At 58.2% G+C, this 18,047-nt stretch carries 17 protein-coding genes; 10 read left to right on the forward strand and 7 right to left on the reverse strand.

What is annotated here, in order from left to right; genetic code table 11:
• Window positions 1-139 precede the first annotated feature (139 nt).
• Both JKL48_RS12000 and dusB read right to left on the reverse strand, forming a co-directional pair.
• Window positions 140-1,345, reverse strand: a complete 1,206-nt coding sequence (locus JKL48_RS12000) for an ATP-binding protein (protein WP_201982675.1) — start codon at window positions 1,343-1,345, stop codon at window positions 140-142.
• Window positions 1,346-1,447: 102 nt separating this feature from the next.
• A complete protein-coding gene (gene dusB / locus JKL48_RS12005) occupies window positions 1,448-2,440 on the reverse strand; it encodes a tRNA dihydrouridine synthase DusB (RefSeq protein WP_201982676.1) in 993 nt (330 codons plus the stop codon).
• 209 nt (window positions 2,441-2,649) lie between these two features.
• Here dusB and JKL48_RS12010 point away from each other — a divergent pair, with 209 nt between their 5' ends.
• The 5 genes from JKL48_RS12010 (at window position 2,650) to JKL48_RS12030 (ending at window position 7,660) form a co-directional block, all read left to right on the forward strand.
• A complete protein-coding gene (locus tag JKL48_RS12010) occupies window positions 2,650-3,636 on the forward strand; it encodes a CPBP family intramembrane glutamic endopeptidase (protein WP_201982677.1) in 987 nt (328 codons plus the stop codon).
• A 128-nt stretch (window positions 3,637-3,764) separates the two neighbouring features.
• Window positions 3,765-4,760 (forward strand): phosphatidate cytidylyltransferase, encoded by a 996-nt coding sequence (locus tag JKL48_RS12015; RefSeq protein ID WP_201982679.1) that lies wholly within the window; start codon window positions 3,765-3,767, stop codon window positions 4,758-4,760.
• Window positions 4,761-4,966: 206 nt separating this feature from the next.
• Window positions 4,967-6,256 (forward strand): Glu/Leu/Phe/Val family dehydrogenase, encoded by a 1,290-nt coding sequence (locus JKL48_RS12020; protein WP_201982682.1) that lies wholly within the window; start codon window positions 4,967-4,969, stop codon window positions 6,254-6,256.
• A gap of 233 nt (window positions 6,257-6,489) precedes the next feature.
• Complete coding sequence (locus JKL48_RS12025; RefSeq protein ID WP_201982683.1) at window positions 6,490-7,152, forward strand: phosphatidylserine decarboxylase family protein; 663 nt, start codon at window positions 6,490-6,492, stop codon at window positions 7,150-7,152.
• Between the two features lie 106 nt (window positions 7,153-7,258).
• Window positions 7,259-7,660 carry a GxxExxY protein gene (locus JKL48_RS12030; RefSeq protein ID WP_201982684.1) on the forward strand — a complete coding sequence of 134 codons (402 nt, stop codon included), beginning with the start codon at window positions 7,259-7,261 and terminating at the stop codon, window positions 7,658-7,660.
• Window positions 7,661-7,741: 81 nt separating this feature from the next.
• Here the strand turns inward: JKL48_RS12030 and JKL48_RS12035 are convergent, their stop codons facing one another.
• Both JKL48_RS12035 and ribD read right to left on the reverse strand, forming a co-directional pair.
• The gene (locus tag JKL48_RS12035) at window positions 7,742-8,224 is read right to left on the reverse strand and encodes a GAF domain-containing protein (RefSeq protein WP_201982685.1); all 483 of its coding nucleotides are present in this window, start codon (window positions 8,222-8,224) and stop codon (window positions 7,742-7,744) included.
• A 96-nt stretch (window positions 8,225-8,320) separates the two neighbouring features.
• On the reverse strand, window positions 8,321-9,355 hold the full coding sequence (ribD, locus tag JKL48_RS12040; protein WP_201982686.1) for a bifunctional diaminohydroxyphosphoribosylaminopyrimidine deaminase/5-amino-6-(5-phosphoribosylamino)uracil reductase RibD: 1,035 nt from the start codon (window positions 9,353-9,355) through the stop codon (window positions 8,321-8,323).
• Between the two features lie 55 nt (window positions 9,356-9,410).
• Between ribD and prmC the strand changes: the two genes are divergently transcribed.
• The 4 genes from prmC to JKL48_RS23575 all read left to right on the forward strand — a co-directional run bounded on the left by prmC (window position 9,411) and on the right by JKL48_RS23575 (window position 11,058).
• Complete coding sequence (gene prmC / locus JKL48_RS12045) at window positions 9,411-10,268, forward strand: peptide chain release factor N(5)-glutamine methyltransferase (RefSeq protein ID WP_201982687.1); 858 nt, start codon at window positions 9,411-9,413, stop codon at window positions 10,266-10,268.
• A 160-nt stretch (window positions 10,269-10,428) separates the two neighbouring features.
• Window positions 10,429-10,560, forward strand: coding sequence for a catalase (locus tag JKL48_RS23565; RefSeq protein ID WP_317191928.1), 132 nt, complete (start codon window positions 10,429-10,431; stop codon window positions 10,558-10,560).
• Window positions 10,535-10,831, forward strand: a complete 297-nt coding sequence (locus JKL48_RS23570) for a hypothetical protein (RefSeq protein ID WP_317191929.1) — start codon at window positions 10,535-10,537, stop codon at window positions 10,829-10,831. Before JKL48_RS23565 ends, JKL48_RS23570 begins: the two co-directional genes overlap by 26 nt.
• Window positions 10,832-10,872: 41 nt before the next feature.
• The gene (locus JKL48_RS23575; RefSeq protein WP_317191930.1) at window positions 10,873-11,058 is read left to right on the forward strand and encodes a hypothetical protein; all 186 of its coding nucleotides are present in this window, start codon (window positions 10,873-10,875) and stop codon (window positions 11,056-11,058) included.
• Between the two features lie 82 nt (window positions 11,059-11,140).
• Here the strand turns inward: JKL48_RS23575 and JKL48_RS12055 are convergent, their stop codons facing one another.
• Both JKL48_RS12055 and JKL48_RS12060 read right to left on the reverse strand, forming a co-directional pair.
• On the reverse strand, window positions 11,141-12,640 hold the full coding sequence (locus JKL48_RS12055) for a T9SS type A sorting domain-containing protein (protein WP_201982690.1): 1,500 nt from the start codon (window positions 12,638-12,640) through the stop codon (window positions 11,141-11,143).
• Window positions 12,641-13,020: 380 nt separating this feature from the next.
• Window positions 13,021-15,255, reverse strand: a complete 2,235-nt coding sequence (locus JKL48_RS12060) for a S9 family peptidase (protein ID WP_201982692.1) — start codon at window positions 15,253-15,255, stop codon at window positions 13,021-13,023.
• A gap of 102 nt (window positions 15,256-15,357) precedes the next feature.
• Between JKL48_RS12060 and JKL48_RS12065 the strand changes: the two genes are divergently transcribed.
• On the forward strand, window positions 15,358-16,350 hold the full coding sequence (locus tag JKL48_RS12065) for a hypothetical protein (RefSeq protein WP_201982694.1): 993 nt from the start codon (window positions 15,358-15,360) through the stop codon (window positions 16,348-16,350).
• Between the two features lie 77 nt (window positions 16,351-16,427).
• Here the strand turns inward: JKL48_RS12065 and JKL48_RS12070 are convergent, their stop codons facing one another.
• Window positions 16,428-17,987: an OmpP1/FadL family transporter gene (locus JKL48_RS12070; RefSeq protein WP_201982697.1), complete on the reverse strand. Its 1,560-nt coding sequence runs from the start codon at window positions 17,985-17,987 to the stop codon at window positions 16,428-16,430.
• Window positions 17,988-18,047: the final 60 nt, after the last annotated feature.

Raw genomic sequence — 18,047 nt, forward strand, 5'->3', positions numbered from 1 at the left:
CGGAGTCGAAGCATCTCGCGTGCTTCCACTGAATCAATACGACCGAGTTAGTCCCACAAGCGAGATGCTTCGACTCCGGCTGCGCCTCCGCTCAGCATGACGTTCTTTTGCTCATTGCTCATTGCTCATTGCTCATTGCTCACTGGTTCAGCACCACCCGGAACGTGGTGCCGCGGCCCAGCTCGCTCCACTTCACGAAGAGCTTGCCCTCGTGGTAGTTCTCGATGATGCGCTTGGCCAGCGCCAGGCCCAGGCCCCAGCCGCGCTTCTTGGTGGTGTAGCCGGGCATGAACACGGTGTCGAGCTTGGCTTTGGAAATGCCTTTGCCCGTGTCGGTGATGTCGACGGCCACCTGGCGGGCGGGGGCACCGCGCCGGTACCAGCTGCGCCGGGTGCGCACCCGGCGCAGGTGCAGCGTAATGGAGCCGCGCCCTTCCATGGCATCCACTGCGTTTTTGCAGATGTTTTCCACCACCCAGTCAAACAGCGGCACGTTGATGCGGGCCGGTGTGTCCATCGGCAAGTCGGTTTCAATCTTGAACACCACCTTTTTCGATACCCGGCTTTGCAGGTACTCGATGGCGTTGCGCGTGGTCTGGTACAGGTTTTCGTCCTTCAGCACCGGTACCGAACCGATGTTGCTGAACCGCTCCGTAATGATTTCCAGCCGCCGGATGTCCTTGCCCAGCTCCTCCACAATGGGCTCGTTCTTGAAGCGGTCGGAGTCGCGCAGGTAGTTTTGCCAGCCCACCAGGCTGCTGAGCGGGGTGCCCAGCTGGTGCGCCGTTTCCTTGGCCAGGCCCACCCACACGCGGTTTTGCTCGGCCCGCCGCGACGAGCTGAACGCGAAGTAGGCAATGACGGCCAGGCAGCCAATCACCACCAGCTGCACCAGCGGGTAGGTGCGCAGCTGCCGCAGCAATTGCGAGTCGCGGTAGAAAATGTAGTTTGCCTGCCCGCCCCCAAACTTCACCACGATGGGCGGGTGCTTTTCCTTCATCAGCGCCAGCTCGTACTTCAGCCGCGCCATCGAGTCGGCTTCGGACAAGTGCGGCGGCATGTCCACGTTTTTGGCGCTGACAATGTCCTGGCCGTCGCTGCTCAGAATGACCGGAATGGTGGTATTACCGTTGATGATTTCGTTGAAAACAAACGGGTTGGTATCGGTTTCTGAGTTGACAATGTACTGCTGGGCCTTGGCGTAGAGCTGAATCTGCTGCTGCTCCCGTTCCGACACGCGCTGCACCAGCAAGTTGGTGTATATCACCGTGGCGGTGCCAATGAGCAGCGCCAGCACGGCAATCAGGATTTTAATGCGGGTTTTCTGGTCGTAAATCGGGGACATGCAGTAGCGCGAACTTTGTAGTTCGCGTCTCCGAACGATAATCGTTGAATGTAGTTGCAAACGGTGCGGGGACGCGAACTGCAAAGTTCGCGCTACTGCACTTTACCCCACCAGCACCGCGTCGCTGCTGGCTATTTCGGCCAGGATTTCCAGCACGTCGGCCGGGGTTTCGGCATTCACCAGGCTGGTGCGCCAGGCTTTGGCGCCCTCCAGGCCCCGGAAATAGTGTGCGTAGTGCCGGCGCATCTCGAAGATGCCCACTTTCGGGCCTTTCCACTCCACGCTGCGGTCGAAGTGCATCTGGCACATGGCCACCCGCTCTTCCAGGGTGGGCGGGGCCAGCAGCTCGCCGGTGGCCACGTAGTGCTTCACCTCCCGGAAAATCCAGGGGTAACCGATGCTGGCCCGGCCTATCATCACGCCATCCACGCCGTAGCGGTTTTTGTATTCGAGGGCCTTTTCGGGCGAGTCGATGTCGCCGTTGCCGAAGATGGGGATTTTGATGCGCGGGTTGTTTTTGATGCTGGCGATGAGGCGCCAGTCGGCCTCGCCCTTGTAGAGCTGGGCGCGGGTGCGGCCGTGCACGGTGAGGGCCTGGATGCCGACGTCCTGCAGGCGCTCGGCCACTTCTTCCACGTTTTTGGTGCCCTCATCCCAGCCCAGGCGGGTTTTCACGGTCACGGGCAGGTGGGTGTGCTTCACCACGGCGGCCGTCATGGCCACCATTTTGGGGATGTCCTGGAGCAGGGCCGCGCCGGCACCGCGGCAGGCCACCTGTTTCACCGGGCAGCCGTAGTTTATGTCAATCAAATCGGGCCCGGCCTCGGTGCTGATGGCCGCGCATTCGCCCATCGTTTCCACATCGGAGCCGAAGAGCTGAATGCCGATGGGCCGCTCGTAGTCGAAGATGTCCAGCTTCTTGCGGCTCTTGGCGGCGGCCCGAATGAGGCCTTCCGACGAAATGAACTCTGTGTACATTAGGTCGGCCCCGTTGGCCTTGCACACGGCGCGGAAAGGCGGGTCGCTCACGTCTTCCATGGGCGCGAGCAGGAGCGGGAAATCAGGCAGCGAGATGTTGGGACCTATGTTGACCACGGGGAATATGTTTTAAATAGAACGTCATGCTGAGCTTGTCGAAGCATCTCTCCCGCTTCGTTGAACCGAGCGTCAGCACGGCGAACAATTGGGTTACTATTGCACGCGAGATGCTTCGGCTGCGCTCAGCATGACGTTCTTGTTTGCTTTAAACAAGCCTAAGTTAAAAACTCCGGTAAATTTACGCCCTTCCCAACTAGTACCCCGCCATGAAAGGTTTCCTGCCCCGCACGCTGCACCCTGGCCTGCAGATACTGTTGCTGCTGGCTTTTATGGTGGCAGGCGCCTGCGTGGGCTATGCCGTCATTTTTGCCTGGGTGCTGGCGGGCTTCGGGCTCTCGCTGCCCACCATGCAGAAAGTCATTCAGAATCCGACGGCCTACCCCCAGGGCTGGAACCTGCTGATGATGATGCAGGGCGTACTGCTGTTCACGGCCCTCACGGGCGGGGCGCTGGGGCTGGCTTCGGCGCTGGGCATTGGCTGGGCGGACTATTTCAGTCCGCGCCGGTTGGGGGCGGGGTGGTGGCTGCTGGCCGTGGCGGCGCTCATCATCGTCACGCTGCCGTTTATGTCCACGCTCATTGCCTGGAACGCGGGGGCGCATTTCCCGGCGGCTTTCCACGAGTTTGAAGTGTGGGCCCGCGCCAGCGAGGACAAGGCAGCCTTTCTCACCAAGTTTCTCACCAAGTTCAATTCCGGCACGCGGTTTCTGATTGGCGTCGTGGTCATTGCGCTGGTGCCGGCCATCAGCGAGGAGCTGGTGTTTCGGGGCGTGATACAAAAGAATCTGGTCCGCTGGTTTTCGCCGCACGTGGGCGTGTGGCTGGGGGCGGCCATCTTTTCGGCCATTCACTTCCAGTTTTTCGGGTTTGTGCCGCGCTTTGTGCTGGGGCTGGTGCTGGGGTATCTGTACCTCTGGAGCGGCAACATTCTGGTGAGCATGGTGGCGCACTTCACCCAAAATGCCTTTCAGCTCCTGATGCTCTTCCTCGCCCAGCGCGGTCAGTTCGGCTGGGGCTTCGACCCCGATTCCAACGAGGCGCTGCCCTGGACGCTGGTGATTCCCTCGGCGCTGCTCACGGCCGGCCTGCTGTATTTTCTGCACCAGCGCTTCACCGCGCCGGCTCCGCCCACCACCATGCTTACCCTCAGCAGCGAGGGCGTGGCTGTGCGCCAAAATGAGGCGTTGACGTAATAAAGAACGTCATGCAGAGCGTAGCGAAGCATCTTTACCGCAATAGTAAATAATTACTTCCGAGGTAAAGATGCTTCGCTACGCTCTGCATGACGTTCAGCTTTTCCTTATAAAAATCCCTTCCCAACTTGCCCGACTCTACGCCTCCGGTTACCCCCGCCGCTTCTGAAACCCCTGCCGCACCCGCCGGCCCCAGCAACCTGCGCCTGCGCATCATCTACGGCGTGCTAGGCGCGGCGCTGCTGCTGGGCAGCGTCTGGTTCAGTCCCTGGACGTTCGGGCTGTTCTTCGCCTTCGTGCAGGCCGTGATGCTGTGGGAGTTCTATCGCATGATGCGGGCGGGTGGGTATGCGCCGACTACGTGGATTGGGGTGGGGGCCGGAACCTTGATTTTTTTGAATCAAGCTTTCTCTCAATATATCGAATTTCAATCCGCCAACTATTACATAGTTGGTAATGGCTATACCATGTACCCGCCATTGGCTACAGTCGGCGAAGCTTCTGGTAATTCGGCCACACTGGCTAACATGTTGGTACAGGTTTGGATTTCCCGCTGGGAATTATTGAGCTTGGTTGTATTAATAGCCTTGATGGTTCATAGTATGATTCGTTGGCCACAAGAGGTAAAGCCTTTTGAAAATATAGGTCTAACTATTCTGGGTGTGATTTATGTCAGCACCTCAATGAGTATGCTTGCAAGCATAGCTTACGAGGGAAAACACTACGACCCGCGCCGCGTCTTCGCCCTGCTCTTCCTCATCTGGGCTTCCGACATCGGTGCCTATGCCGTGGGCCGCGCCATTGGCAAGCATAAGCTGGCCCCTCAAATCTCGCCCGGCAAAACCTGGGAAGGCTGGGCCGGCGGCTTCCTGATGACGCTGATAGTGGGCTGGGCTGTCGGCTTTATGCTGCCGGATATGCCGCTCTCGCACCGCCTCGTGGCGGCGGGCGTGGTAGCCGTGTTCGCGCCGCTGGGCGATTTGGCCGAGTCCATGCTCAAGCGCAGCGTGGGCGTGAAGGATTCGGGCAGCATCATGCCCGGCCACGGCGGGTTGTTGGATAGGTTCGATGCGTTTCTGCTGGTGCTGCCGGTGCTGGCGCTGCTGCAGTTGTTGGTGGGGTAGGAGCAGAGAAGTGGGCTGGCCGGCGGCTGGCGTTTGTCGCAGCTGCGGCTACGGTTCGGGGCATCATTATGGGGGCATAGATGCCAAAAAACTTCAACAATCGTTTGCGGAAAAATTGCCTGTCATTCTGATAAAAGCAATACCTTTGCGGCCCTAAATCGTACCCATCATCCCACCCAACACAATTCAACTAACCCCCCTTCCGAATGGCAGCCCACACTGTATATAAAGAGCCCGCCCCGCTTCTGGACCGCGAAAATCCGCTCGAATCCATGATGTCGCGTTTCAACATCGCGGCCGAAATTCTCGGCCTCGACGACGAAACCTACAACGTCCTCAAAGCCCCCGATAAGCAGGTTATCGTGAACCTGCCCGTGACGATGGACAACGGCAAGCTCCGCGTATTCGAAGGCTACCGCGTGATTCACAACACCATCCTGGGCCCCTCGAAAGGCGGCATCCGCTACGACAAGCACGTGCACCTCGACGAGGTGAAGGCCCTGGCCGCCTGGATGACCTGGAAGTGCGCCGTGGTGGACATTCCCTACGGCGGCGCCAAGGGCGGTATCATCTGCGACCCCACCACCATGAGTCCCGGCGAGCTGGAGCGCCTCACCCGCGCCTACACCATGGCGCTGAAGGACGTTTTTGGGCCCGACCGCGACATTCCGGCCCCTGACATGGGCACCGGCCCCCGCGAAATGGCCTGGCTGATGGACGAATTCTCCAAAACCGTGGGTATGACCTCGCCCGCCGTGGTCACGGGCAAGCCGCTGGTAATGGGCGGCTCGCTGGGCCGCACCGAGGCCACCGGCCGCGGCGTCATGGTGTCGACGCTGGCCGCGCTGGGCAAGCTAGGCCTGAAGCCCACGGAGGTTTCGGCCGCCGTGCAGGGCTTCGGCAACGTAGGCTCCTGGGCCGCCAAGCTGCTGTGCGAGAAAGGTGTGAAAATCAAGGCGGTGAGCGACGTTTCGGGCGCGTACTGGAACGAAAACGGCATCAACATTGACGAGGCCATTGCCTATAAGAATGCCCACAACGGCCGCCTCGACGGTTACACCGGCGCCACACTGATGGAAAATGCCGACGACCTGCTGACGACCAATGTGGACGTGCTGGTGCCCGCCGCCGTGGAGGATGTCATCACCGAGCACAACGCCGGCGACATCAAGGCCAAGCTCATCGTGGAAGGTGCCAACGGCCCCACTTCGGCCTCGGCCGACCCCATTATCAACGAAAAGGGCATCATGGTGGTGCCGGACATTCTGGCCAACTCGGGCGGCGTCACGGTGTCGTACTTCGAGTGGGTGCAGAACAAGCAGGGCTTCAAGTGGACCGAGGAAATGGTGACCGAGCGCGCCGACCGCATCATGACCGACGCCTTCAACAAAGTGTACGCCACCAGCCAAAAATATAAAATCCCGATGCGCATTGCGGCCTATGTCGTGAGCATCGACAAAGTGGCCCAGACGTACAAGTTCCGAGGCGGATTCTAGGCCCGAAGCGCGGTCATTTTTATAAATCAGACGGATTTTTTGCGGGTTCTTCCGTAATTGCTCCTTGAAAAGGCACGGGCCGCTCGGTTCGTGCCTTTTTGTATGCTGTGCCGACCTTTGCCCTGCGCCCACGGTTGATACCGGCGGAGGCGGAAGTGCGGGGCCGTTAATTCGTTTTTTTTATTTGAAACCCAATCCGTGGCCTCCACAGAATTCGTTTCAATCAGCAACATATGAAGATTCACAAAGAAGGACGACGCATTTTGTTCGTTACGCTGCTGATTTTGTTGGCGCTTAACCTGCTGGTGTTTCAATTTAACAAAGGTGCTGACTTGGTAAACCGGCTGTTTGCCGGCGCCACGGTCATTATCTTTTTGCTAATTCTGCAATTTTTTCGGAGTCCGTTCCGGCACATGTTCACCCACGAAGACCTGCTGCTGGCGCCCGCCGATGGCAAGGTAGTGGTGATTGAAAACGTGTTTGAGCCCGAGTATTTCGAGGACGAGCGCAAGCAAATCAGCATCTTCATGTCGCCCATCAACGTGCACGTCACCCGCAATCCCATTTCGGGCTTGGTGAAATACTTCAAGTACCACCCCGGCAACTACCTGGTGGCCTGGCACCCCAAAAGCAGCACCCAAAACGAGCGCACCACGGTGGTGGTAGAAAGCGATGCCGGCCCGCTGGTGCTCTTCCGGCAGATTGCCGGCGCCATGGCGCGCCGCATTGTGTGGTACGTGAACGAGGGCGACGAAGTGAGCCAGGGCGAGGAGTTCGGCTTCATCAAATTCGGCTCGCGCGTCGATGTATTCGTGCCCCTCGATACGGAAGTAAAAGTAGAGCTGGGCCAGAAAGTGAAAGGCGGCGAGACCGTGATTTGCCAGCTGAAGGTCTGAACCGCAGATTTTCGCCGATTTGACGGATAAGAACGGATTCTAACGGGTCCGTTCTTTTTTTGTCTCTACTTTCGATTAGCCCTTCTCATTATGTTTTTTTGCGCGAATGGAGAAAGCACTGATTAATCTGGACGACTACCGTGAACTTACGGGTAAGATTATTGGGTGTGCCATGCAGGTGCATCGGGTACTGGGCTCAGGTTTTCAGGAACTGATTTATCAGCGGGCGTTGGCTATTGAGTTGGAACAGGGCGGCGTGCAAGCGCAGCGGGAGCTTGAAATGCCGATTTACTATCGGGAGCGAGAAATTGGCTCACGTCGCGTTGACTTTTTGGTGAACGATACCATTCTGGTAGAACTCAAAGCGCTAGCCGCCCTCAATGAAACGCACCACGCCCAAATTATCAACTACCTGGAAGCGTATCGTCTTCCTATCGGCCTTCTCATCAATTTTGGCGGTGCTTCACTAGAATTCAAGCGCTTCGTCAAAACCCGGCCAACCTACTAATCCCTAAAGAAGAAGGACCTGACAAAAAAACGGACCCGTTAGAATCCGTTCTTATCCGTCAAATCGGCGAAAATCTGCGGTTCAGAACCATTCTCCGGCCAGCTTCATCAGTTCTTCCAGCGCAGCTTGGTCGTCTTGGTCGAAGTCGTTGAGCTGGTCGCTGTCGACATCGAGCACGGCCACCACTTTTCCGTTTTTGAGAACAGGTACCACAATTTCCGATTTCGACTCGGAGCTGCAGGCAATGTGGCCAGGAAAGGCTTCCACATCGGGCACCAACACGGTTTCGGCCCGCGCCCAACTGGCGCCGCACACGCCCTTGCCGTGCCGAATGCGCGTGCAGGCAATTGGGCCCTGAAATGGGCCGAGCACCAGCTCGTCGTCTTTCACCACGTAGAAGCCGACCCAGAAAAACCCGAATGCCTGGCGGAGCGCGGCGGCCGTATTGGCCAGGTTGGCCGTGAGGTCGGGCTCACCGCTGGTGAGGGCTTCGATTTGGGGCAGTAGCTGCCGGTATTGCTCAGCTTTGGTGAGCGTGGTGTCGAGGGCGAGGGTTTCGGCCATGTTGGTTGTAGGTTGTCGGTTGGTGGGTTGTCCGTCGTTAGATGCATGATTCAGCACGTGCTGACAACGAATAATGAGCAACTGACAACTGTTAAATTAGTCGTTTACGTACCAGAACAGCTTATCGGGCCCAACGTTTTCGACGCTGCGCAAGCCACTCAGGCCCAAGCGTGGCGCTCCGATGCCCTGGGTGAGCTTGTGAGGCGCCCGAAACACCCGGACTTCGTCCCACAGGCCGGCATGGAGCAAGGCGTTCAGCACGGTAGGGCCGCCTTCTACGAGCACCGACTGCATATTGCGCTGGTACAGGTCGGCCAATACCTGCGGGATGAGGTCGTCGGCCTCCGAGAGGGTGACGAGGTCTAGGTTGGCCTTGTGGTAAGGTTGGCGATAGGTGTAGATGAGGGTGGGCTGCGAGCCGTCGAGGAGGTGGTGGGTGGGCGGCAGGCTCAGGTTTTTGTCGATGACAAGGCGGATGGGCTGGGGGCCGGACCAGTCGCGCACGTTCAGGCGCGGGTTGTCGTGCAGGGCCGTGCGGGTGCCCACCAAGATGCCCTGCTCCTCGCTTCGCCACTGGTGGGTGAGCAGGCCCGCCTGGGGGCTGCTGATTTGGACCGGCTGGAAATAGCGCCCCGCCAGGAAGCCGTCGGCCGTTTCGGCCCATTTCAGGACCAGATAAGGCCGCTTCTTTTCGTGAAAAGTGAAAAAGCGGCGATTCAGCCAGCGGCCTTCGTTGGCTAGCAGGCCGGTTTCGACCTGTACTCCGGCCGCCCGCAGCTTCTCCAGGCCCCGGCCCGCCACCAGCGGAAACGGGTCCTCGTTGCACACCACCACTTCGGGCACGCCCTTGGCGATGAGCAAATCGGCGCAGGGCGGCGTCTTGCCGTGGTGGGCGCAGGGCTCCAGCGTCACGTACACACGGGCCTTTTTCAGCAGCGATTGGTCGGCCACGGCGGCCAGCGCATTTACCTCGGCGTGCGGGCCGCCGTACTGCCGGTGCCAGCCCTCGCCAATGATGCGGCCCTGATACGTAACTACGCAGCCCACCAAGGGGTTGGGGCGGGCGTAGCCGGTGCCCAGATGCGCCAAATCGAGGGCGCGGCGCATGAAAATGGCGTCGTCGGTTTTCATGGGGGCGAAGGTAGGTACCGGCCCGTAGCTACGCTGAGCGCCTACCTTTGTTCCAATGAATGTCCGTCAATTCACTGCCGCCTTAGCCAAATCTCTGCAAGCCGTTTACCCTGAGCGCGAAGCGCAGGCCATTGCCGCGCTGGTGGTCGAACACCTGTTGGACATGGATTCGATGCAGCGCATGATGGATGCGCAGGAGCCCGTCGTCGAAGCGGCCATCGAAGCATTGGCGCCCTTGCAAGCGCGCCTGTTGGCCCACGAGCCGGTGCAGTACGTGCTGGGCACGGCTTATTTCGAAGAAATGGCGTTGGAGGTCACGCCCGCCACCCTCATTCCGCGTCCCGAAACGGAAGAATTGGTGCGCGTCATCAACCAAGAGCTGGGCAGCCGCTCCGGCCTGCGCGTGCTCGACGTAGGCACGGGTTCGGGCTGCCTGGCCCTAGCCCTGGCCCGCAGCCTGCCAGGCGCTGAGGTGCTGGCCGTGGATATCTCGGCCGAAGCGTTAGCCGTGGCCCGGCGCAATGCCGCTCGGTATGCACCGGAGGTAAAGTTTGAGCAGGTTGATATTCTCGCTGCTTTGCCCACGGGCATAGCTCCTGGCACGCTCGGTGTGCTGGTGAGCAACCCGCCCTACGTGCGCGAAAGCGAGCAGCCGCTGATGCGCGAGAACGTGCTGGCCTGGGAACCCGCCACCGCTCTGTTCGTGCCCAATGAAGACCCGCTGCTGTTCTACCGCCGCTTGGCGGAAGTGGGCCGGGTGCTGCTGTGCTCCGGGGGCGGCATTTATCTGGAAATTAACGAAGCGCTGGGCAAGGAGACAGCCGCTTTGCTCAGTCCTGATGACTTTGAGGGGGTGCAGGTGCTGCCCGATATGTTTGGCAAGTCGCGTGTGGTGCGGGGGGTACGCCGGTGATACGCCTAGCGTCCCGCGCCGTGCTGTCTCATTTCCAGCCAATTTTTTGGGTGGCGTGGCCTGCGTTGAAAAGCTCAGCAGGACCAACTGGCTGTTTTATTGATAAGCTCCGGGTGTAAGCGTTGCCGGTGCTGTTATCAAAACAAACGTTTGTACCGGTGTGCGGGTAGATGGCCTCGACTTCTCAGATGACAAGATGCTGCAGGGCCGCACATTCTCGTATTCGGACACGCAGCGATACCGGGTGGGCACCAACAACCAACTACTTGCAACTGCCCATCAACGCGCCTAAAAAGCACGTGGCCACCAACCAGCGCGATGGCCAGATGACCTACCGTGTGGACACGGTGCCCAATCAGAATCCGCACGTCAACTACAAGCCCTCGTCGCTCAACGGCCTCACCGAAAGTCCTAAAGCCGGTAAGGACCACGAGCCGCAGTATAACGCCCGCCTCATTCGCCAGAAAATGGACCGCCACGGCGACGTTGATTCAAGCAGGTCGGGGCCCGCTGACGCCGCCAACACGATTAGCGCGAAAAAACCGACCTCATCAACAACCTGACCGACGCGCTGAGTGCCGCCACCACCGAAATCCAGAACCGGATGGTGGAACTGTTCACCAAGTGCGATGCTGAGTACGGCCAGCGCCTCCGCACCAGCCTCGACCAAGCCGCCAAGAACCCCAGCCCGGCCACCAGCCGCTACATGGGCCGCCGCGTAGCCGGCCCGAACGGTCATGCCAACGGTAGCAGCGTTAGCCAGAAAGTAGCGGATGCTATGCATGCATAGGTAGTTGGGTTGGTAAACAAAAGGGCCACCCGGTAACGGGTAGCCCTTTTGTTTATACCGTAAGCAAAAGGCGATTGGCTGCTTATTTCTGCACCTCAACGCGCAGGTTGCTTACTTGCTTGCCATTTTGAACGCGGACGATATACAGGCCCTGGCGAAGTTCAGGACGGTTTACTGTAAAGTCGCGCTGCTCTCCCAGTTCCAACTGACCATCATACATTTTGCTTACCAGGTTGCCCTGCATGTCGAAGAGGTTAACTTGAACGGGACCGCTAAGGGTAGCCTGTACGTGTACGCTGAAGCGACCATCGGTGCTTGGATTAGGATAAGCGTCCAGTACCAAAGAAGCTTGTTTTGCTACAGAAACTACCGAAGACACTGAAGATACGTCTGGGACTGTAGATTGGCGTAGCGCAGTAACAGTTGAGCCTTCGTAAGGCAGTACAGTCACCGTGGTGAAAGTATAGGTAGGGGTACTGCCGCAGCCTTGGGTGATGAGGGCTACATCGTAGATACCCGGTGCTTCATAGCGTACCTGCTCATTGGCTGTAGTTGTAGCAAATAGGTTCTCCACTTTCAACTGTTTCGCAATACCATAAAATGGGTCTGAGAACAGAGCAGTGGGAGTGCTGCCAGGGAAGCTATTGGCCAAAATCGAAGCAGAAGCACGATTAAATACTAGGTTTTGCACAATGGCTGGGCTATTCGGGTCGAAGGCGTATACTAGCTGGGTGGGGTCAAAGGGGGCAATTGAGCCGGGAATAGTTTCGTAGCGGCCATACAAAGTAGTAGAAAGCACATTGCCGGCCCCGGCTGCCAGATTGAGGGTTTGTAGTTCACGAACAACGCCGGATACAACACCGCCGATGCCGAAAGTGGCATTAGCGCAAGGCAGTTGGGAGTTGTCATTAATAACGCTGGGCGTAACCAACGCAAACCCGTTGGCATTAAGCCGAACCGTATGCGATGGCAACACCGTTACGTGTGCAAGGGCGAAGCTGGAACCACAATCATTCATCACCGTTAGCGCTACGTTGTAAGTTCCTGGTGCAGTGAACTTAACCTGCTGGGCATCGCTGGTAGTAGCATAAGTTGCTCTTACTTGTAATTGCTTCGCAATGCCATAGAATGGGTCTGAAAACTGCGAAGGAGGATTGCTGGTAGCTAGAATCGACGCCGAAGTTTTGCCAACGAGTAAGCTCTGTATAATAGCAGGGCTGTTTGGGTCGAAGGCGTATACTGGCTGGGTGGGGTCATAGGGGGCAGTCGCGCCGGGCTGGGTTTCGTAGCGGCCGTATAAGGTGGCAGCGAATACGTTTCCGGTTGGAGCCGTCAGAGTGAGGGCTTGGCCCTCAAGAACGGTGTTTTCAACAACGCCACCAATGCCAAATACTGTGTTTGCACAAGCCGCCTGACTGTTATTATCAATTTGCGCTGGCGAAATGAAAACACTACCTGAGCCATCGAGATTGACGGTGATGTCTTTCGCAGTAGCAACAGGCGCTTGGGCAAATGCACTGCTAATACAGGCAACAAATGCGCCAAGCAGTAAGTAAGAACGGATGTAAAAATTTTGTTGCATTTTTTACGGAAAATATGTAGTAATTGGTGATGCTTTCCTCGTTTCACGGAAAAAGTTTATTCCGTGGCTATAGAGGGTGCAACAAAATTATAAAATCGATTCTTTATTTAATGATGAAATTTATCATTAATATGAATAATCATAAATTAGTGGTTTACTCTAAATTGAAAAGTATATAACTAGAATTATAATAAATTTTGCTGTATTTCACTGAAATATTACAAGGCTGGGACGGCATAGTAGGCTAAGTGCAATCCGATATCTGCCTATTGTGTAAAAAAAATAATGTTTTATTTATGAAAATAACTGCCTAACTGGTTGAATTTATAAGCCCGTCGATTAAGTAGATGTTTTTTGATATTCGTTTGTAAGAGAGGCGTCTACAAGTTCTGCGTCACGAAATTGGTCATCTGGCGGTAGAGGTGCAGGCGCGTGTTGCCGCCCGAAATGCCGTGGTTGCGGTTGGGGTAGTACAGCGTCTGGTAGTCTTTGTTGGCCTTGATGAGGGCGTCGACGAAGGCGATGGAGTTCTGGAAATGCACGTTGTCGTCGCCGGTGCCGTGCACGAGCAGGAACTTGCCGCGCAGGTTTTGGGCAAACTGCACGGGGGAGTTGTCGTCGTAGCCGCCGGGGTTTTCCTGGGGCGTTTTCAGGTAGCGCTCCGTGTACACGGTGTCGTAGTAGCGCCAGTTCGTGACCGGAGCCACGGCGATACCCATTTTGAAAAGGTCGGCGTTTTTGGTCATGGCCAGCGAGGTCATGTAGCCGCCGTAGCTCCAGCCCCAGATGCCGATGCGCGACTTGTCGACGTAGGGCAGCGTGCCGAGGTATTTGGCCCCATCGGCCTGGTCGATGGTTTCGAACTTGCCCATGTTGGCGTAGGTGGCCTTGCGGAAGGCCGAACCCCGGCCCGAGGTGCCCCGGTTTTCCACCGAAACCACGATGTAGCCCTTCTCGGCCAGCATCTGGTGCCAGAGGTAGTTAGTGAAGGCCGTGCCGCCACCCGCGTTGTCGAGCACGGTTTGGGTGCTGCTGGTGCCGAAGCTGGGGCCGCCGTACACGTGCATCAGCACGGGGTATTTCTTGGCCGGGTCGAAGTTGCTGGGCTTAATCATCCAGGCATTCAGCTCGATACCCTCGGAGTTTTTGAAAGTGAAGAATTCGTGCTTGCCCAGGTCGTACTGCGTCAGGGTTTGCTTGAGTTTGGCGTTGTCTTCCAGGGTTTTCACCAGCTTGCCGGTGCTGCCTTCGCGCAGGCTCACCACCGGCGGCACGCCGGCCGAGGAGTGCGTATTGAGGAAATACTGGGTGTCGGGGCTCATGTTCACCACGTCGGTACCCGGGCCGGCCTCGCTGATGCGCTGCTTGCCCTTGCCGCTCAGGTTAATGCGGTAGAGATGGCGCTGCAGGGCCGAGCCCTCGGTGCTGGTGAAGTAGATGTTGCCGGACTTGGGCTCGAAGCCGTTGATGGCCGAAACCTCCCAGCTGCCCTTGGTGAGCTGGCGCACCTGCTTGCCGCTCATGTCGTGCAGGTAGATGTGTTGGTACCCATCTTTCTCGCTGGTGAAAATGAACTGCTTGCCGCCCGTCAGGTACTTCAAGTCGTCGTTGATTTCGACGTAGGCCGGGTTGGTATCGGTCAACACGACCTGGGTTTTGCCGGTAGTCACGTCGCCGTGCAGAATTTCCAGCTTGTTCTGCAAGCGGTTGAGGCGCTGGATGCTGAGCGTGTTGGGCACCTGCGTCCACATCACGCGAGGGATGTACTGGTCGGGGTTCGGGCCCACGTCCAGCTTGGTGGTGCGGGTGCTGGCCACGTCGTAGCTGCTCACACTCACCACCGAGTTTTTTTCGCCGGCCTTCGGGTATTTGAAGCGGTATTCCTTAGGGTAGAGGCCCCCCCATTCCTGCATGTCGTACTCCGGTACCTGGCTTTCGTCGAAGGTGTAGAAGGCAATCTGCTTGCTGTCGGGCGACCAGAAGAAGCCCTGCGCAAAACCAAATTCCTCCTCGTACACCCAGTCGGCCGAGCCGTTGATGAGGTTGTTTTTCAGGCCGTTGGTGGTCACAGCGGTTTCCTGCATTGTGGCCAAATCGGTCACAAACACGTTGTTGTCGCGAGTGAAGGCTACGCGTTTGCCATCGGGCGAGAACGTGGCGTAGCCCTGCTTGCCGCCGCTGCTCAGCGGCACCAGCTTCTTGGTGCCGCGGTCAAACACGTAGTAGCTGGCGCGGGCGCTGCGCCGGTAAATGGGCTCAGTGCCCGTCGTGAACAGGATTTTCTGCTCGTTGGCATTGAAGGAGTAGCCGTCCACGTTCAGGGCCGTGCCGGCCATTTGCAGCTCAGCGGCCGAAACCAGGGTTTGCACAGCTTTGCCGGTGGTTACTTCGTGCTGCACCAAGCTGCCGTTTTCCAGCGCTGCGTAGTAGCGGCCGTCGTTCATCCAGTCGAAGCCCGGCACGGTGGCGGTGCGGAAAGTGGGCTTGGCCCAGATGTCTTCCAGCGTCAGCGCCTGCTTTTGCTGAGCGAAAAGAGGAGTGGGAGTGAGGGCCGGCACCAGGGCCGGACCGTTGGCGGCCAGCAACGCGGCCAGCGCAAAAAAGCGAAAACGCATAGATAAAAAGCGTGTGAGCAAAATAGGGGAGGAATCAGAACGTTAAAGGTAACAGGTGCCCGCAGCACCGTTGCAGGCCGTGGCCGCCGTTACCTTTGCATTATGCGTTTTTGCCTTCTGTTGCTCTGCTTACCTGTGCTGCTAGCGTCCTGTTCTAAAACGGCGACACCCGTGCGGCTCGACTTCATCGGCACCTCGTCGCTGACGTCAGGCAACAAGACCGTGGGTCCGAACGACACGCTTTCGACGCGCGTCTACGCCGTGGGCGCCGACAAGCCGCTCAAGCGCCTGCGCATCACCGTCACCTACGACCCCGGCCTCACGCCCATTACCTATCCGCTGCCCCTCTCCAGCTTCGACCCCACCAAAAACGCTCCGGCGGCCCAGGAACTCATCTATCTCGATTCGCTGATTGCGCCGCTGCCGCAGGACCCCAGCGGCCGCGAGTACTTGTTTGTGAACCAGTTTGGGGCCCGCGCTACTTCCGGTACCGAGCAGTGGCAATACACCGCTACCGACACGCAAGGCGCAACGGCCAGCCGCGCCTACCGCCTCACGGCCCGCAAACCCGATTCGGCCGCCGTGTACCACAGCTACACCGCGCTGTTGCGGCCCGTACCCGTCAACCCAATTGGCAAAACCCGCGCCCGCGTCTTCCTCAACCTGCACTACGGCCTGTTGCTGCCCAAATACGCGTTGGTCAATCAGGAAGCCTCTTTGCTCGCCAACCAAAACTTGGTCGACCTCATCTGCCTCACCAACAGCACCGGCACTGCCCTCCGCCTCAGTGCCCCTGCCGACACGCAGGCCATCAAACCGAACTCTGTCAATTGGCCTTCGCGCCGAAGTACGCAATTGCGCCGAACCAACCTCACCAGCGACCAGTTTTCGGCGGCCGTAACTACCGCCGCTTTCGAAACGGCGTTCAACGCTGGCGCAGCTTTCACAGCCAACCCACTGAGTACCGGCACGCTAACGAAAGACCAGGTAATAGCTTTCAAAACGGCCGATGGCCTCACGGGCTTGCTACGGGTGTCAGATGTAGTGTTAGGTTCTGCACCAGTGCTCACCTGCCTTATCAGGGTGCAGAAATAACGTTGGGGAAAACAGCAAGGGCTGCCTCATCGTGAGGCAGCCCTTGCTGTAACTGTCCGTTTCGGCAGTGCCCGGACCTAGAATATGAATCCTGCCGTGATACTGGTAGTGTAGCGTGTGTTGGCCACGTTAATCACCGGCTCCAAGCCACCTACCGAATAAGGGGAATAATATTGGGTAAAAGTGGTGTAAACAGCTGCGGCATCGATGAAGAAGCCGCCCTGCCGCAGGCCCAGGCCGGCCGTGTAGAAATTCTGTGCCTGTTCATTGCTTTTGTCGTCGCGATATGGGTCGCCATAGCGGGCGTAGCCGGCTCGCACCCGGAACACGTCGAAGCGCCCCTCCGCGCCAAAGCGTAGGTTTAAGGCGTTCTGGTAGCGGGTTTGAATGGTGGCGTTTACGTTCGCAAAGTGAGCGTCATCGTCGGCGTTAGCCACATCGGTATGGAAACGGGCCTGGTTGTAGCCCACATATTCCGCATCGCCGGTCAAGAAACCGTGCTTGCCCAGCGTGATGGCCACGCCGCCATTGGCCCGAAACGGCGTGGTGAGCGTGTAGGTGAAGTCGTTGGTGAGGGGCGATACCGTAGCGGTCGAGGGCAAGTCGCTGGGCACGCGGTCAGTGCCCGTGGCGCTAAAGTTAGCCGTCAGCTGCTCGCTGTAGGTGTCGCTCATGCGCATGTACGTAGGCGTCTGAATGGAGGCCCCCAGCCGCACAAAGTCGGCAGCCCGGTAAATGGCCCCTATCCGGAAATTGATGCCGGTGCTTTTGGTTTTCAGCTCGGTATGGTCAATCAGGCTGGTAAAGTGGGTGGCAGGGTCGGTATCGGCCTCCGTCAGCGTGCGCGATTGGGTGTAGTTGGAGCTCACAATGCCAAGCGCCGCGCCAACGTAGAGCCGGTCGCGGTAGCTGGCCCCATAGCCCAAATCAAAATTCGATACCGAGCCCGAGTTGGTAATGACTTCCCCCTGGTTTAGCACGCTGCTCTGCCTGCGCAGCACTACTGCCGAATCGGCGCCGTTGCGCGCCGTGACAATGTTAGCCAGATACGCCCCGTAGGCCAAGCCCAGTCGGTAGTCGTAATCGTTGTTATTCACCTGGTCATCCAGTCCGTTGAAGTCTTTCTGGGTATGCAGCGAGTTTGCATCGGGCTGCAGACGAGCCAGAAAAGACTGCCTGTTCGTGATGGTACCCTGGTAGCGCGAGGCTGTGTTGAAATCAGCCACTCGGCTAAAGCCCAGGGCAAAACTCCCACCGCGCCATTCGGAGCTTTGGTCGCTGTCGGGCAGGCGATTGGCAAACACCAAACCGGCGCTGGCAACGTGAAAGCTGTTCTTGCTTTCGTTTTGCGTCGCGCCAGTGCTGCCATCGATGCGGCCATCGCCTTGGCCCAGGCCAATGCCGGGCGTGAAGTGCGCTTCCGACTTTTGGAACAAGCCCAAACCGGCGGGGTTGCTGGTCAGGTTGCCAAAATCGGCTCCCAACGCAACGTTGGCCCCCGCAATGCCCTGCGTGCGGGCAGGCCCTCCGAACTGGAGGCGGGAATAGCGCAGGGCATCGGCGGCTTCTTGGGCAAAGGCGTGGCTGGCCTGCCCCACTACCAGGGCCAGGCTAAGCCAAATTATCCGTTTTTTCATGGGAAGAGGTGGTAAAAAGCGAGCCGGCCGTCGGGCCGGCTCGCTTGCGATTTGTTTGCA

Source organism: Hymenobacter rubidus, assembly GCF_016734815.1.
GTDB classification, from domain to species: Bacteria; Bacteroidota; Bacteroidia; order Cytophagales; family Hymenobacteraceae; genus Hymenobacter; species Hymenobacter rubidus.

What these genes read in the sequence shown, in the direction of transcription:
- JKL48_RS12000 (WP_201982675.1), bottom strand. Translation starts at nt 1,345, where the DNA reads ATGTCCCCGATTTACGACCAGAAAACCCGCATTAAAATCCTGATTGCC.
- JKL48_RS12010 (WP_201982677.1), top strand. Translation starts at nt 2,650, where the DNA reads ATGAAAGGTTTCCTGCCCCGCACGCTGCACCCTGGCCTGCAGATACTG.
- JKL48_RS12020 (WP_201982682.1), top strand. Translation starts at nt 4,967, where the DNA reads ATGGCAGCCCACACTGTATATAAAGAGCCCGCCCCGCTTCTGGACCGC.
- JKL48_RS12025 (WP_201982683.1), top strand. Translation starts at nt 6,490, where the DNA reads ATGAAGATTCACAAAGAAGGACGACGCATTTTGTTCGTTACGCTGCTG.
- JKL48_RS12030 (WP_201982684.1), top strand. Translation starts at nt 7,259, where the DNA reads ATGGAGAAAGCACTGATTAATCTGGACGACTACCGTGAACTTACGGGT.
- JKL48_RS12035 (WP_201982685.1), bottom strand. Translation starts at nt 8,224, where the DNA reads ATGGCCGAAACCCTCGCCCTCGACACCACGCTCACCAAAGCTGAGCAA.
- ribD (WP_201982686.1), bottom strand. Translation starts at nt 9,355, where the DNA reads ATGAAAACCGACGACGCCATTTTCATGCGCCGCGCCCTCGATTTGGCG.
- prmC (WP_201982687.1), top strand. Translation starts at nt 9,411, where the DNA reads ATGAATGTCCGTCAATTCACTGCCGCCTTAGCCAAATCTCTGCAAGCC.
- JKL48_RS23575 (WP_317191930.1), top strand. Translation starts at nt 10,873, where the DNA reads ATGGTGGAACTGTTCACCAAGTGCGATGCTGAGTACGGCCAGCGCCTC.
- JKL48_RS12055 (WP_201982690.1), bottom strand. Translation starts at nt 12,640, where the DNA reads ATGCAACAAAATTTTTACATCCGTTCTTACTTACTGCTTGGCGCATTT.
- JKL48_RS12060 (WP_201982692.1), bottom strand. Translation starts at nt 15,255, where the DNA reads ATGCGTTTTCGCTTTTTTGCGCTGGCCGCGTTGCTGGCCGCCAACGGT.
- JKL48_RS12065 (WP_201982694.1), top strand. Translation starts at nt 15,358, where the DNA reads ATGCGTTTTTGCCTTCTGTTGCTCTGCTTACCTGTGCTGCTAGCGTCC.
- JKL48_RS12070 (WP_201982697.1), bottom strand. Translation starts at nt 17,987, where the DNA reads ATGAAAAAACGGATAATTTGGCTTAGCCTGGCCCTGGTAGTGGGGCAG.